The organism is Bifidobacterium sp. LH_426 (genome assembly GCF_056356875.1).
Genome location: NZ_JBKEVB010000011.1, coordinates 1 through 15,682, shown reverse-complemented (window position 1 = coordinate 15,682; position 15,682 = coordinate 1). Strand labels below are relative to the sequence as shown.

At 67.0% G+C, this 15,682-nt stretch carries 10 protein-coding genes and 1 tRNA gene; 1 reads left to right on the top strand and 10 read right to left on the bottom strand.

The window, feature by feature from the left end; translation table 11 throughout:
* Position 1 precedes the first annotated feature (1 nt).
* The 3 genes from AC1AYD_RS09560 to AC1AYD_RS09550 all read right to left on the bottom strand — a co-directional run bounded on the left by AC1AYD_RS09560 (position 2) and on the right by AC1AYD_RS09550 (position 5,230).
* Positions 2 to 2,206 carry a DUF2207 domain-containing protein gene (locus AC1AYD_RS09560; protein ID WP_476502853.1) on the bottom strand — a complete coding sequence of 735 codons (2,205 nt, stop codon included), beginning with the start codon at positions 2,204 to 2,206 and terminating at the stop codon, positions 2 to 4.
* Positions 2,207 to 2,322: 116 nt separating this feature from the next.
* A complete protein-coding gene (locus tag AC1AYD_RS09555) occupies positions 2,323 to 4,593 on the bottom strand; it encodes a DUF2207 domain-containing protein (protein WP_476502854.1) in 2,271 nt (756 codons plus the stop codon).
* 52 nt (positions 4,594 to 4,645) lie between these two features.
* On the bottom strand, positions 4,646 to 5,230 hold the full coding sequence (locus AC1AYD_RS09550; protein WP_476502855.1) for a LemA family protein: 585 nt from the start codon (positions 5,228 to 5,230) through the stop codon (positions 4,646 to 4,648).
* A gap of 426 nt (positions 5,231 to 5,656) precedes the next feature.
* On the opposite strand from AC1AYD_RS09550, the gene AC1AYD_RS09545 reads away from it, so the two are divergent.
* Entirely contained in the window at positions 5,657 to 6,877 is a 1,221-nt protein-coding gene (locus AC1AYD_RS09545) for a trans-sulfuration enzyme family protein (protein WP_476545080.1), read from the top strand.
* Positions 6,878 to 7,051: 174 nt separating this feature from the next.
* Here the strand turns inward: AC1AYD_RS09545 and AC1AYD_RS09540 are convergent, their stop codons facing one another.
* From AC1AYD_RS09540 to AC1AYD_RS09510, 7 genes are all read right to left on the bottom strand, one after another.
* Positions 7,052 to 9,790 (bottom strand): polyribonucleotide nucleotidyltransferase, encoded by a 2,739-nt coding sequence (locus tag AC1AYD_RS09540; RefSeq protein WP_476545079.1) that lies wholly within the window; start codon positions 9,788 to 9,790, stop codon positions 7,052 to 7,054.
* Between the two features lie 313 nt (positions 9,791 to 10,103).
* Positions 10,104 to 10,373: a 30S ribosomal protein S15 gene (rpsO, locus tag AC1AYD_RS09535; protein ID WP_034527929.1), complete on the bottom strand. Its 270-nt coding sequence runs from the start codon at positions 10,371 to 10,373 to the stop codon at positions 10,104 to 10,106.
* 156 nt (positions 10,374 to 10,529) lie between these two features.
* On the bottom strand, positions 10,530 to 11,213 hold the full coding sequence (locus AC1AYD_RS09530; protein WP_476502858.1) for a hypothetical protein: 684 nt from the start codon (positions 11,211 to 11,213) through the stop codon (positions 10,530 to 10,532).
* 294 nt (positions 11,214 to 11,507) lie between these two features.
* Positions 11,508 to 11,581, bottom strand: a tRNA-Gly gene (locus tag AC1AYD_RS09525).
* Between the two features lie 101 nt (positions 11,582 to 11,682).
* Positions 11,683 to 12,603 carry a biotin--[acetyl-CoA-carboxylase] ligase gene (locus AC1AYD_RS09520; RefSeq protein WP_476545078.1) on the bottom strand — a complete coding sequence of 307 codons (921 nt, stop codon included), beginning with the start codon at positions 12,601 to 12,603 and terminating at the stop codon, positions 11,683 to 11,685.
* Positions 12,604 to 12,850: 247 nt separating this feature from the next.
* On the bottom strand, positions 12,851 to 14,689 hold the full coding sequence (locus AC1AYD_RS09515) for an alpha-amylase family protein (protein ID WP_476502860.1): 1,839 nt from the start codon (positions 14,687 to 14,689) through the stop codon (positions 12,851 to 12,853).
* Between the two features lie 277 nt (positions 14,690 to 14,966).
* A complete protein-coding gene (locus AC1AYD_RS09510) occupies positions 14,967 to 15,395 on the bottom strand; it encodes a holo-ACP synthase (protein WP_476502861.1) in 429 nt (142 codons plus the stop codon).
* Positions 15,396 to 15,682: the final 287 nt, after the last annotated feature.

Below are 15,682 nucleotides of genomic sequence, written 5' to 3'. Positions count from 1 at the left end.
CTCACCGGCCTCCGAACGATCCGCCGCCGGAACCGCCGTCCGTCCCGTCGAACCCGCCGTCGAACCCGCCGTTCCCGGCATCGCCGACGTCGCTCCCGATGCCATCGGAACCACCGCCGGAACCACTGCCCGATGATGACGACGTCGACGACACTGCCGATGACGCCGCCCAAATCGCGACGGCGACCCTGGCGAGCTGATCGCGCAGCTGCGCGCCGATGCCGCCGATGGCGCCGGACGCCCCGGCGAACCCGTGCATCACCTTGCCGGAGACTCCCATGGCCGTCGCGTACACGAGCAGACGGTCCCGGAACGCCGCATCGGCGGCGTCACGATCGGTGGAGTCGCGATCGGCGGAGTCACGATCGGCGGAACCGCCGGAATCCTCCAGATAGCGGTAGAGCCCGTACACCCGGCGGGCGTACCGCCGCCCCTTGCGGGTGAGGGTCTCGTCGGGACAGATCGTCACCGCGGCGACGGCAATCGCGATCGACGGGACGACGAACATGGCCGCCGATGCGGGATCGCCGGTGACGTTCCAGGCGACGATCGCCGCGACCACGCCGTACAGTCCGGTGACGGCGGCGAGCGCGCCGACGATCCGCCCGGAGCGTTCCGAAGCGCCGAGACCCCGGCATTCGCGTCTGCAGGCCCGTTCGTAGTCGTCGAGCAGTTTGGCCCCGTCCTTCCATGTGTTGCAGACGGCGCGCATCTCGTCCAGGTCGAACGTGTCACGGTCCAGACGTCCGGCAACGCCTTCCAGCAGGAGCAGCGCCTTGTCTTCGTACGGGCGCAGGTGCGGTCCGTCGTGGTGCTCCCGGCGTGGCGACGGGATCGTGATGGTCACGGCCTGCGCCGGACCGGTGCGGAGTTCGATCGCTTCCCTGCGCGCGAGGTCGAGGATGGTGGCCGCCAGGCGACGCCCTTCGGGCATGCCCTTCCCCGGCAGCCCGAGGATCTCCGCGATGCGTGCGGCGCCGATCGGACTGATATCCGGCGGCTCATGCACATACGTGAGGTCCGGCGCGGTGGTGTCATCGGGGTCGCCGGATCCGCCGGGCATGGGATGAAGCGAACGGAGCAGCGCGCGCAGCGCGAACGCCGTCATGACGATGGCGAGCGCCGCGCCGATCGCCGCGACCACGCCCCATGTCGTCGCCTTACGCCGCTGACGGTCGTGCCATTGCCGTTCCCGCTCGCTCTCCTCCCGTTTGAGCGAGGGCAGCTGCGCCCAGTCATCGTGCCGTATCCAGGTGCCGACCGGCCTGTATTGGCTGCCGCGCGTGCCGTGGAAGGTGTCCCGGACCACGTCGGCGTCGTAGGCGACGACCATGTCGAGAGGCCGCCCGGCCTTCACGTTGCGCACGGCGAACCGCAGGGTTCCGTCCGTGTCGCGCGACATCTCCGAGACTCCCGCGGAGTGGAGCCACCCCCATGAATCCGACGCGCGGGCGCCTTCGGGGAAGCGTATGGTTCCGGTCACCGCGCCGATGGGGATTGTGTTGTCGATGGATATCGGCTCCCATTGGAAGGATGCGACGTCCTGGTAGAGGGTGGCGGCGCCCACGAGGGTCATCGTCACGTCGAAGCGCATGCTGCGCGCCTTCACGGTGGTGGGGATGTTCCATCCGATCTCCACGGTTTTGGTCGGCGAGTCGTCGAGTCCGTGCACCTTGGCGTAGTCCTGATACTCCGTGGGGTCGTCGTAGATGGGGAGCCCGTCGCGGCCGGGCGTGTACGCCTGCGGGCCCGTGTCCGTCCATGGGGCATCCGTGTCGGCGATGTACCAGTGCCCGGCGTGGTAGCGGTCCCATCGGGCGTCGGCGGAAACGTCGGTCGGCGAGATCGGATCCTCCTGCGTGTACGTCTGGCCGGTATCGGCGTCGCGCACGGAGATGTCGGTGATGTCCGTCAGATCGAAACTGTTGATCTCGTAGCGTTGGAAGAGCTGTCTCCACGGATCGTCGCCGTCGCGCTTGTCGAGCCTCACGTCGATGTGCTGCGTGACCTTGAGGTCGCCGTTGGGTTGCACCGCCATCTCGTAGTCGAGACTGCGGTAGCCGATCGGCGAGGTCCGGACGGCGAAGTGGACGGATGCGAACATCACGGCGAAGACCAAGGCCCCGACGATGAGGCCGCCGACCAGCGCGCCGCCGATCCGTCTTCCGACGGACCGCCGCATCGTCCTGCCATGTCGTGTCGCCATGTCCCGTCGCCCCCGATCTTCGAGATTCCATGCCCGTACGCCATCATCCCACCGGTACGGCGTGTCCCGTCGCATCCGTTCATATCCCGCGGCATCCCGTCGCGGCGTTCCGCGAATCAGCGACCACCGGCGGAGCCGCCGCCCGACCCGCCGCCGCCTCCGCCGAAACCGCTTCCACCGCCGCTCCCGCCGAAACCGCCGTCGGAGGACGGCGCCGCGGCCGAGATCGTGGAGGAGACGGACGCGAATCCGGAGCTCAGCTGCGAACCGATGTCGCCCAGACCGGCCGCGAACGAGTCGCCGCCGAACATGAAGCCGCCGGAGCCCGGCCCGCCGAATCCGTCCGCGCCGATGGGGGAACCGGACGTGCCGGACGTGTCCGCACCGTCATGGCGGCTCCGCCACCGGTACGGACGGTAGCTCCAATACCAGAGGGAGCCGGAACCGTTCGCGTCGAGCCAATCGGGGTCGGCAACCTCGGGGTATGCCTTGGCGAGTTCGGCCACCATGCGCCGGGAGATGCCGAACGCTGCCGCGTACACCATGTACCAGTCCCATAGGGCCAGGTCGGCCGCGCCGCGGTCGGTGAAGTCGGAGAAATCCTCCATATAGCGTTTGAGCCCCAGGCATCTGCCGCCGAGGTCCTGGCCGCGCGCGGTGAGCGTGAGGGGCGCGCTGGCCAGGAACGTGAACACGCCGGTGAAGAACGACGGGGCGCCCACGCACAGCTGCACGGCGATGTTCGAGGTGAGGACCGGGGTGACGAGCAGCGCGCAGCCGAGAAGCACGAGGAGGATGCCGGGCGTCGCGTAGCTGGGAACGGTCGACCGGGTGGCGTCGAGCAGGATGAACTCGCTTTCCGCGGCTGCGGCGAACCCGCCGAGCGGCTTGTAGCCGTCCTTCCATTTCCTGCAGGCGGCGCGCATCTGCATGAGATCGAACACCGGGCCTCCCACGCGGTAGGAGATGGCGATGAGCAGGTCCAAGCAGGCGGATTCGGAGCGGCACAGGCCGAGCCCCGGACGCCCCGCGCCGAGTGCGGCGGGCAGGATGACGATGGTGCTGGTGGAGCGCGCGGCGTTGATCCTGCCCAGGTCGGCGCCGATCATGCGGGAGATGCCGACCGCGTCCGCCCGGCTCAGATCGATGCCGCGGTACAGGTCGGCGGAACCGGGGTAGATGGCGATGGCCTTCTTCACGGCGAGCGCCATCACGGTCGCGGCGAGCGCACGGTCGTCGGTCTTCCCCGTCTTGCCGGACGGGAGCGTGTCGACCGCGTCGATGAGGCGGGCGGCGCAGGCGGGGCTGACGCCGGGAGGATCACGCCAGTATTCGATGGAGCCGTGGTAGCCGGCGAGACGGCGCGTGCGGAACACGGCGGCGAGCGCCCATGCGATGAGCGCGACGGCCGCGAGCGCGAGGCCCGCCCATGTGGCGAGGCGGAGTCGGGCGGTGCCGCGTTGCCGGTCCCGCCATGCCTGTTCCTTGGCTTTCTCATCCGCTTTGAGTCGGGCGAGCCCGATATGGGGATCGGAGCGTTTCACGGTGCCGGCGTGCTCGGAATCGTAGGCGGCGACGACGTTGATGTAGCCGCCGGCCTTGAGGTCGTGGACGGTGAAGCGGAGGGTGCCGTCGTCGGTGCGCCCTTCGGCGTCCGTATTGGTCCCGCTGACGCTTTCGGTGTGCAGCCAGCTCCATGCGTCGGCTTTCGTGACGCCTTCGGGGAACCGCACCACGCCGGTGACGACGCCGGCGGGCACCTGGTTGCTGGTTTCGATGGGCTCCCATTGGAAGGTGGTGACGTCCGGGTGTTTCGTGGCGACGTCGTGCATGGTGAACGAGACGTCGAATCTCAGACTGTCGGTCTCCTTGACGGCGGGGATGTTCCAGCCAATCTCGATGGTCTTGGGCGCGCCGTAGCCGGTGGCGAGCCCGTCCTCCCCGGGTTCGTAGGGCTGCGGGTCGTCGGCGCCGTCGGTCACGTCGGCGATGTACCAGTGGTTCGCGTATTCGATGTCCCACGTGCCGTCGCCGACAAGGTCGGGGTTCCGCGGTTCGATGCGCGTGTAGGTCTCGCCGGTAGTGGCGTTGCGCACGCTGATGTCCGTGATGTCGGTGAGCTTTTCCGGGTCGAGCGTGTACTGCCAGTAGAGCTGCTTCCAGCGTTTGGTGTGGCCGTCCTCGTCCTCGCGCGCCTTGAGCTTGTAGTCGAGGTGTTCGGTGACCTTGAGATCGCCGTCGGCGGTGGCGACGGCCGTGTAGTCGATGGTCCGGTAGCTCATCGTCGCACCGTCGACGCCGCCGACATGGCTGATGACGAGGATGCCCACGAGGACGGCCGTGGCGATCAGCGCGCCGAACACGGCGTTGATCAGTCGTCTGCGCATCGTCGTCCACCTCCTTTCACGAGCTTGTCGCCCCGTTCCGTACGGCCGCCGGTCAGAACCTCACCTGCGGCACGGCGCGGCTCGCCTCGTCGGCGGCGAAGTACTGCGCCTGCGTGAAGTGGAAGAGTCCCGCGATGATGTTGCTCGGCACGGTCTCGATGCGCGTGTTGTACTTCATCACCACGTCGTTGTAGAACTGGCGCGCGTACGCGATCTTCTGCTCGAGCGCCTGCAGCTGGTTCTGGAGGTTCACGAAGTTCTGGTTGGCTTGCAGCTGCGGATATGCCTCGGCCGTGGCCGTAAGGTTGAGCAACGCGCGCGACAGCTGGTTCTCGGCGGCGGCGCGTTGGGCGATCGTGGCGCCCGGGGCCGCGGCGGCCATCGCGCCGGCGCGTGCGGCCGTCACCTGCGTGAGCACGCCGGACTCGTGCGCCGCATACCCCTTCACCGTTTCGACGAGGTTCGGGATGAGGTCGGCGCGCTGCTTCAGCTGCACGTCGATCTGCGCCCAGCCGTTGCCGACCCGATTGCGCAACTGCACGAGGCCGTTATAGGCGGCGATCGTCCACGCGACCAGTCCGATGACGACCGCCAGAATCACCACCACAATCACTATCGCCACCGCTGCACCGCCCATGGCCCGCTCCTTCGCTCGGGGGACACGGCCGCACCCACGCGCCCATGTCCCGCAAATCGTCCGCGATCATCCGTAACCGCTTGCACCCATTCTTCCACGCCCCGCAACAAACCGGTAGATATCCACCGGTCATCGCCCCGCCCGGCGTGTCACCGCCGACCACACTCCCATGGTGCGGCAACACATAATCTCCATAACGGCGGAATACCAACGTTTCCCGCCACCGCACCATGAGCGGTTTTCCGCACCATGGGGTTTTCGCCGCACCATGGGCCCGGAGCGCGAGGGATTCCCCGCGTGGAGAAGCGCGAGCACCGCAATCGGGCACGGTTCTTCCTATGGGAGGCTATCAAACCTTGCGATTCCGCGGATTCCCGCCGACCACGCGCACTCGCGCGGGAGACGAGCGGCTGGTAAACCGAAACCATGACCTCAGATCTCGTACATCATGGCGAATCCTTCGACGGCACGCCCCTCGGGTTCGCGACCAAATCCATCCACCTCGGCAACGGGGTCGACGCCGAGACCGGCGCGATCCGCCGTCCGATCACGCTGGCGAACGCCTACGCCCTGCCCTACGACCCCTCCGACATCAACTGGTCCAGCTCCGACGTGAACCTGTACACGCGCAACGGCCACCCGAACCAGCGCTATCTGGAGGCGAAGCTCGCGAACCTGGAAGGCACGGAGGACGCGGTCGTGCTCGCTTCCGGCGTCGCCGCCCTCGCCGCCACGTTCACCACGCTGCTGAACCGCGGCGACCACGCGATCTTCTCCGACACGACGTACATCGCCGCCTACCGTCTGCTCAACCAGATCCTGCCGGAGAAGTACGGCATCGAGACGTCGATCGTCAACACGTCCGATCCGCGGAACATCGCGGACGCGATCCGCCCGAACACGAAGCTCGTGCACATCGAGACGCCCGCCAACCCGACCCTCAAGGTCACGGACATCGAGGCGGCGGCCAAGCTCGCGCACGACGCCGGCGCGCTGCTGTCCGTCGACAACACGTTCAACTCGCCGTTCAACGTGCGCCCCGCCGACCTCGGCGCGGACATCGTCATCGAAAGCCTCACCAAATACATCAACGGACACGGCGACGCGCTCGGCGGCGCCATCGCCACCTGCAAGGAGCTCACCGACCAGATCCGCTTCACCTACCAGGTGAACTACGGCGGCATCATCTCGCCGTTCAACGCGTGGCTCATCAACCGCGGATCCGTCACGCTGCCGTTGCGCATGCGCCAGCACAACGCCTCCGCCCTGGCCATCGCGAAACATCTGGAATCGTTGCCGCAAGTGCGGTTCGTCGCCTATCCGGGACTCGAATCGCATCCGCACCACGACGTGGCGGCGCGACAGCTCGCCCGCCCGGACGCGGGCTTCGGTGGCGTCCTCTCGTTCGGGCTCGACACCGACCATGACGGGCACAACCGGTTCGTCAGCAAGCTCAACGTAATCACGTCCGCCGTCTCGCTCGGCCATGACGAAAGCCTCATCGTGTTCCTCGGCGAGGACGACGAACGTCAGTACCTGTACCCGGAGGAGTTCCATCGCGGATTCTTCCGCCTCGCCGTCGGCCTGGAAGACACCGACGACCTCATCCGCGACATCGACCACGCCCTCGCCGAGGCCGGGCTGTAGCGCGGTCGACATACGCGGGAGAACAAACGAGGGGTGGATGCCGGTCCACATATGGGTCGGCATCCACCCCTCGTTTTGCGTTCAGGTCTCTCCCCCAGTCAGACTTCGTCTGACAGCCCCCTCGTCAGAGGGGGGCCGAGAGAGAACCAGCGACCACAGTCCGATCAGTCCGAATCAGTCCTCGAACGGATCGAAGTCGCGACGGACGCGGCGGCGCGGGCGCTCGGTGCGCTCGATGCGGTCCGCGTGGTACTCGTCATAGTTCTCGTCGGTCGCGTAGCGCGGATTGCGGTCGTAGCCGCCACGGCCACGGCCGCCGCGACGGTCGTCACGGTCGGAGCGACGGTCGTCATCACGATCGGAACGACGACGACGCGGACGATCGTCATCACGGTCGGCGCGGGAGACGCGACGGTCGTCGCGGTCATCGTAGTCACGGTCGGAACGGCGACGACGCGGACGATCATCGTAATCACGATCGCGATCGTCGTAGTCACGCTCGGCGCGACGGCGACGCGGACGATCATCGTAATCACGATCATCGCGACGGTCGTCACGGTCGTCGGAACGGCGACGACGCGGACGATCATCGAAATCGTCGTCGCGGTCGCGACGGTCGTCACGGTCACGACGCGGGCCGCGGGAGCCGCGACGGTCGTCGCGCTCGCCGCGGGCCGGACGGTCGCCGCCGCGACGCGCGTTGTTCTCCTGATCCTCGAAGCCGGGGATCGCGAGGGAGATCTTGCCGCGGTCGTCGACGCCCTGGACGACGACCTCGACGGTGTCGCCCTCCTTGAGCACGTCCTCAACCTGGTCGATGCGCTCGCCGTTGGTGAGGTTGCGGATCTGGGAGATGTGCAGCAGGCCGTCGGTGCCCGGCGTGAGGTTCACGAACGCGCCGAACGACGTGGTCTTGACGACCTTGCCGTTGTAGGTCTCGCCGGCTTCCGGCACATGCGGGTTGGCGATGGAGTCGATGATCTGCTTCGCCTTCTCGGCGGCCTCGCCGCCTTCGGAGGAGATGAAGACGGTGCCGTCGTCCTCGATCGCGATCTCGGCGCCGGTGTCCTCCTGAATCTGGTTGATCATCTTGCCCTTCGGGCCGATGACTTCGCCGATCTTCTCGACCGGGACGGAGGTGGTGATGATGCGCGGGGCGAACTCGCTCATCTCGGCCGGGCCGTCGATGCACTCGTTGATGACCTCGAGGATCGTGGTGCGGGCGTCCTTCGCCTGCTGCAGCGCGGCGGCGAGGATGTCGGCCGGGATGCCGTCCAGCTTGGTGTCGAGCTGCAGGGCGGTGATGAACTCGGAGGTGCCGGCCACCTTGAAGTCCATGTCGCCGAACGCGTCCTCGGCGCCCAGGATGTCGGTCAGGGTCTTGTAGATGTGCTGGCCGTCGACGTCGCCGGAGACCAGGCCCATCGCGATGCCCGCGACCGGGGCCTTCAACGGCACGCCCGCCGCCAGCAGCGACAGGGTGGAGGCGCACACGGAGCCCATGGAGGTGGAGCCGTTGGAGCCGATGGCCTCGGAGACCTGGCGGATCGCGTACGGGAACTCCTCGCGGCTCGGCAGCACCGGCACGAGGGCCTTCTCGGCGAGGGCGCCATGGCCGATCTCGCGGCGCTTCGGGGAGCCGACGCGGCCGGTCTCGCCGGTGGAATACGGCGGCATCTCGTAGTTGTGCATGTAGCGCTTCGACTGCGGGCCGGACAGGGAGTCGAGCTGCTGCTCCATCTTGAGCATGTTCAGCGTGGTGACGCCCAGGATCTGGGTCTCGCCGCGCTGGAAGAGGGCGGAGCCGTGGACGCGCGGCACGATGTCCACCTCGGCGGACAGGGTGCGGATATCCTTGAGGCCACGGCCGTCGATGCGGTAGTCCTCGGTGAGGATGCGGCGGCGCACGATCTGGCGCTGCAGCTCCTTGAACGCGTTGCCGAGCTCCTTGTCCTTCTCGGCGTCGTCCATGTCGGTGAACTCGTTGGCGAGGATCTCGCGCACGTGCTCCTTGATCTCGTGGATGCGCTCCTGACGCGGCAGCTTCTCCGCGATGGTCAGCGCCTCGTTGAGATCCTGGTGGGCGATCTCGTCGATGCGGTTGTAGAGGTCCTCGGTGTACTCCGGGAACAGCGGGAACTCGCGGGTCTCCTTCGCCGCGGCGGCCTTGAGCTCGTTCTGGGCCTCGCAGATGACCTTGATGAACGGCTTGGCGGCTTCGAGGCCTTCGGCCACGACGGTCTCGTCCGGCTTGGTCTGGCCCTCGTCGTAGATGAGGTGCCAGGCGTTCTTGCCGGCGCCCGCCTCGATCATGGCGATCGCGACGTCGCCGTTGTCGATCACGCGGCCGGCGACCACGATCTCGAACACGGCGCGCTCACGCTCGGACCAGGTCGGGAAGGCGACCCACTGGCCGTCGATGAGGGCCAGGCGCACGCCGGAGACCGGGCCGGAGAACGGCAGGCCGGAGATCATGGTGGAGGCGGAGGCCGCGTTGAGGGCGACCACGTCGTACGCGTCATCCGGGTTGACGGACAGAATCGTCTCGACGACCTGCACCTCGTTGCGCAGCGTGTGCGGGAACAGCGGGCGCAGCGGGCGGTCGATGATGCGGCAGGCCAGGATCGCGTCGTTGGACGGGCGGCCTTCGCGGCGGAAGAAGGAGCCGGGGATCTTGCCGGCGGCGTACATCTTCTCCTCGACGTCGACGGTCAGCGGGAAGAAGTCGTAGTTCTCCTTCGGGCTGTTGCCGGCGGTGGTGGTGCTCAGCACCATGGTGTCGTCGTCCAGGTAGGCGGCGACGGCGCCGTCAGCCTGCTGGGCGAGACGGCCGGTCTCGAAGCGCAGCGTGCGCTTGCCGAACGACCCATTGTCGATGATGGCCTCTGCGGCCTTGATTTCGGGACCCTCCATCAGGGTTCCTCCTTTGTCTTGTCTTTTCCTACAACCATGCGGCCCATCTTCAGCCGGGCCAGGCTCTTACATTCGCTTTCGTTCCGGCGGCGCGGCCCCATCCGATCGGACCTCCGATCGAGCCTCCCGCCGTCGCCATGCGCGACCCCCGGCCGCGCCCTCGTGTCAACTCACGATTCGTAAACCGGATTCTCTCGTCGGCCGCACCTTGCGGCCCGTCCTCTCGAATCCGTCCCCTCTTCGGTTGTGTTGCCGTTTGGCAGGCGTATGTAAAACGCCCGAACGCCGTAAGGCGCCCGGGCGGAAGTCTGTACTATCGACGCAGACCAAGCTTCTCGATCAGCGCACGGTAACGGTTGATGTCGTTGCGCTTGAGGTAGTCGAGCAGGGAGCGACGGTCACCGATCATCATCTGCATGCCGCGACGGGAGTGGTGGTCGTGCTGGTGCTTCTTCAGGTGCTCGGTCAGGTCGGAGATGCGCTTGGAGAGCAGCGCGACCTGGACCTCCGGGGAGCCGGTGTCGCCCTCGTGCGTCGCGAACTCGTTGATGATCTGGGACTTCTCTTCAGCCGTAAGTGCCACGGCATCCTCCTTATGGTCGTTGCGCGGTGCCCCATGCTCGGTGCGTGGAGCGCTCTCTATCCGCGGGCGATTTACGCCAAATGGAAACTATAGGACACGGCGCGGACGTGCGTGTCACGCGCACGGCGAACACGCCTCGCCCGTCCGCGCCACGAATCACGCGGCGACGGTGGAGAGCAGCCCGCCGAACATGACGACGAGCAGCGCCGCCACCTCGATCACGAAGAACAGGATGAACGACGCCCAGCTGCGCGTGAGCACGTTGAGCGGCGACTCCTTCCTGATGACGACGAGCAGACCCACCCAGATCACGGCGAACACGGCCACGCCGAATCCGGCGGCGATGATGCCGAGGTTGGCCGCGTTCGCGACGGTCGCCGATTCGCCGTACACGACGTACGTCGAATACCAGAAGTCAAGTCTGAGCAGCGCCACGCCGGCGACGAACTGTTCGGCGGCGAGCCCGATCACGAACAGGATGCGCCAGATCCACCGCCCGGAGTCGACGATCGCGACGCCCAGCATGGCGATGGCCGTCAGGGTGACCGTCCACGAGAGGAACGTCATGCCCTGCGGCGTGAACTCGTCGAGGTGCGCGGTCAGCCACGCGGTGTCGTTGACGGCGAGCGCGCGCCCGTACCAGTACGGCGCGATGATCGCGACGAGCACGGCCACGGCGTACACGGCCCAGCGCACGGGGTGGGAGCGTCCGCGTTCGATGTCCGCGAGCGACAGGTCGGTCTCGGGAATCGTCGCCTCCGGATGCTTCGACACCTCGACCGTCTCGACCCTGCCGTCCACGATCTCGGTGGCCTCGTTGCGTTCGCTCTCGTCCGCCATATACCGCCTCGCTTGCCGTCGTTCCTTCACATCCGTCGCGCCCGACCACGGCGCGCGCCGTTTTTCTTCCGTCCACGATACTGCAAGCCGCCGGAGAAGAACGCGTCACGGACATCCATCTGGCTTACGAGGGGTGCCTCCAGACCAGTTTCCCGAGTATGAACCCCGATATAAAGCCACACGTACCCGGGATATCCGGAATCAGGTACCCCTCGCAACAAAGATACGCATTCGGAACAGTTCGAATGCACCCCTCACAACGCAGAAAGCCGGCGGAATCCCGTCGGCTCTTAGTGGAGCGGATGACGGGAATCGAACCCGCGTAATCAGTTTGGAAGACTGAGGCTCTACCATTGAGCTACATCCGCGCATCGTCTCATCGAATCACTCCGATAAAACAACTCGTGCCATTATACACAAGGCCGCGCGACGCACAACCCGCGCGGCACCGTCGTGTCGTCGTCACAGGTCACGCGGGCAGCACGCCGACGTCGGCGGTGCGCACGACGTGCGTCACGCCGGCGTCGTCGCGGATCGTGAGCGACGCGTCGTCGTTCAGCGCGACGGCCTCGCCTTCCAGCGAACTTCCGTCGGTGAAGTGCGCGACGGCGCGGCGTCCGAGCGTGACGCACACGCCGGCCGTCTCGCGCCGCAACGCCGCCGCCGCGTCGCGCGGCCCGGCGGCGAACGCGGCGAGACGGCGGCGCAGCGCGACGACGGTCCCGGCGGCGATCCGGTCGCGCATCTCCTCCCCCGACGGCAACGGCGCGTAGTGCAATTGCAACGACGTGGCCTGCGGCGTGGGCAGCCAGTCGGCGGGCACGGCGAGGTTCAGTCCGACGCCGAAGACGATGGCGACGTCGTCGGATTCCGGGATTCCGGGACGTTCCGGCAACGGCACGAGTTCGGCGAGGATGCCGCCGAGTTTCAGGCCGCCGACGAAGATGTCGTTCGGCCATTTGAGTCCGAGACGGCCGGCGGCCGCGACACCGCCGTCGTCACCGTCGTCGTCGCCGGATTCCGCATCGCGCAACGGCTTCGCGCCGACCTCCGCGAGCGCTGCCCGCAATCCGTCGAGCGTGGCGAGGCCGGCGGTCATCTGCAGCCAGCCGTTGACCGTCCCGTCGACGGCGAGCGCGCGTGGCACGGTCACGACGTACGATACGGTGGACGACTCTCCCGGCGCGCTTTCCCACGTGTGGTCGAGGCGGCCGCGTCCGGCGGTCTGCCGGTCGGCCGCGACGACGGTGACGGTCTTCCCGGCGAATTTCCCCGACGCGACCAGCTCGCGCGCGAGCGTGTTCGTCGATCCGGTCTCGTCGACGGCGACGACGCGGTCGGCGACCTGTTCCGTGCGCGGCATGCGCGCATCGTTCCCGATGATTCCCATGTACGCGACTGTAGCGCGCGGCGACGGGCGATGACCTGGTTCTTCCACCGTCGCGGGATCGCCGGACCCGCCGCCCGGATCGCCGCCGGAATATGGATGGCCCCGGCCGCGCGGGAAGGGGATCCGCGCGGCCGGGGCCACAGGTGGGACGGCATCGCGTCCGAGAGGAACAGGACACGATGCCGATGATGGTACGTCGTGGAGCGGCGCGTGCGGCGTCACCCCGCGACGACGATTCGGGGAGCGCTCACTCGTGGGCGACGATGATCTTCGCCTCGTAGGGCTTGAGGTCGACGCGCTCGGGGAGCGTGACGTCGGCGGTGCTGTCGAGCACGGCGTAGGTGTCGGCGTCGGTGAAGTTGAACAGGCCGACAATCGTGCGCTCGCCCTCCTTGCGCAGGACGGCGAGGATCGCGTCGTCGTGGGTGTCCCACGTGGTCACCCACGCGTCCGGGCCGAAGCACGGGTCGTCGCGCATCTCGCGCAGGGACTCCATGCCCTCCCACAGGCGGTTCTGGAGCGTGCCGGACGTGTGGCGTTCGGCGGCCTTCTTCCAGTCGAACTTGCTGCGGTGCAGGTTGCGGCTGTCGGCCACGCGGTCCGGGTCCTCCTTGTAGTCCCAACCGTTGAGCTGGCCGATCTCGTCGCCGCAGTTGAGCATCGGGAAGCCGCGCAGGAACGCCATCGCGCGGTGGAGCAGCAGGTCGCGGTCGATGGACTTCTCGTAGGCGGGCTTGTCGTGGGTGATGAGCGCCTTCTCGACGCCGCACAGGGAGGCGGCGGTGCCGCAGCTGCGGGCGTCCTTGGTGGCTTCGTCGTAGTTGTACAGCTCGCCCATGGCCCAGCTGCCGGGCACGGTGCCCTCGTAGAAGTGGTACAGGAACTCCTTGTGCTTGAGCGGGTCGATGGCGAGGCGCACCTCCTCGTCCTCGTCGAGGCCCCAGCCGATGTCGTCGTGGCAGCGCAGGTAGTTGACGAACCAGCAGTTGTCCGGCAGGGCGTTGAGCTTGTCGGCCTGGCGCTTGAGCAGACGCACGTCGCCGCTGGCGAGCGCGGCCCACAGGTTCACCATGATGGACACGTTGTACAGCATGTGGCATTCGGGGCGCTCGGGGGTGCCGAAGTAGGCGGCGAGCTCCTTGGGGGCCATGACGACCTCGCCCTTGAGGACGACGGCCGGGCAGACGATCTCGAGCATCATGCGCATCATGCGCACGATGGTGTGGACCTGCGGCAGGTTGCGGCAGTTGGTGCCGAACTGCTTCCAGATGTACGGCACCGCGTCGAGGCGGAACACCTCGACGCCGAGGTTGGCGAGGTGCATGACGGAGGTCATCATCGCGGTGAAGACCTTCGGGTTGCGGTAGTTGAGGTCCCACTGGAACGGGTAGAACTGGGTCATGACCCACTTGCCCATCTTCTCGTTCCAGGAGAAGTTGCCGGGCGCGGTGTTCGGGAAGACCTGCGGGACGACGGCGTCGTACTGGTCGGGGATGGTGCGGTCGTCGTAGCAGAAGTAGTAGTCCTGGTATTCGGGGTCGCCGGCCTCGGCGGCCTTCGCCCAGCGGTGGGAGGAGGCGGTGTGGTTCATCACGAAGTCGAGGCACAGGCTGATGCCGGCCTTGCGCAGCTTCTTGGTGAGGGCGGCGAGGTCCTCGTTGGAGCCGAGCAACGGGTCGACGGTGTCGAAGTCCTCGATGGCGTAGCCGCCGTCGTTGTCCGGGTGGGGCATCTTCAGCAGCGGCATGAGGTGCAGATAGGTGAGCTTCTGCTCCTTGAGGTAGTCGATCTTGCCGGCGAGCTTCTTCAGGTCACCCGCGAACAGGTCGGTGTACATGGTCATGCCGAACATGTCGCCGCGCTTGTACCACTCGGGGTCCTTCTCGCGCTCGATGTCGAGGGCCTTGAGGTCGGCGGGGCGCTCGGCGTAGGCCTCGGCCATGGCGCGCTCGAAGACGGCGAGCTCCGGCGAGTCGCCGTACAGCATGCGGAACAGGGATTCGAATTCGTCGTGATGGCGGGCGAGTCGCGCGGCGAACACGTCGTCGGTCGCGGGGGCGGACTTGGTTGCGGTGGTTTCGGCCATCTGTGACTCCTTTTAGCTGCGATGCCTAACTTCGTCGTTGGTTGTATGCGATGACGGTGTCCAGTGTATCGTCGCGCGCGCGTGTTATCAAACCGGTTCGATAACCGGCGTGTCAAACCGTTTCGAGACGCGTCGCCGCAACGGTAACAGCGTTTGCACCCCACGCCCGTCCGCCATCGCCCATCACTCCCATGGTGCGGCAACACACAATCTCCATATCGTTGGAAAATGGCCGTTTTGCAGCACCGCACCATGGGGATTTCACCGCACCATGGGGTTATGAGTCGAGGAGCGCGACGGCGGAGGCGACGCCGGCGTCGTGGGTGAGGGAGACATGCCAGCGGAAGGCGGAGGACTGGGGCACGGACTCGCGCAACGCGCGTGCGACGTCGGCGCGCAGCGCGACGTGCGGGCGGCCGTGCGCGTCGTCGAGAATCTCGACGCCGGACCAGGGGAAATCGTCGATCGTGTACGGCAACGGCCCCTCCCCCACGGCCTCGCACCACGTCTTGAGGACCGCCTCCTTGCCGGCCCATTTGGCGGCGAGATGCACGGCCTCGCCGTCGTGCTTCGCCGCCGCGCGGGCCGCGGCCTGGCGCGTCTCGCGCACCGAGAACAGCGCGCGCATGCGCGATCCGGGCAACGCGAGCTGCTCGGCGAACGCCGCCACGTCGACCACGTCATGGCCGAGTCCCAGCACCGGCATGATGACCTCCCATCGATGTGCATGCGAATCGATACGCATACGAATATGCATGAATATGTACGAATATGAAAAAGCCTCCCTCTGACGAAGGAGGCGATATCACGAAACGACAATCAGGAGAGACCGCGGGAACTCCGCTGTCTCTCCCCCAGTCGGCTTCGCCGACAGCCCCCTCGTCTGAACCGCACCCTGATTGTTGGACTGAAGTAATTCGGATTCGATGATTGGAGGTGCGGTTTCTCATGTCCGGGAATCGCAGGCGTCGTTATGACGATGGTTTCATGCGG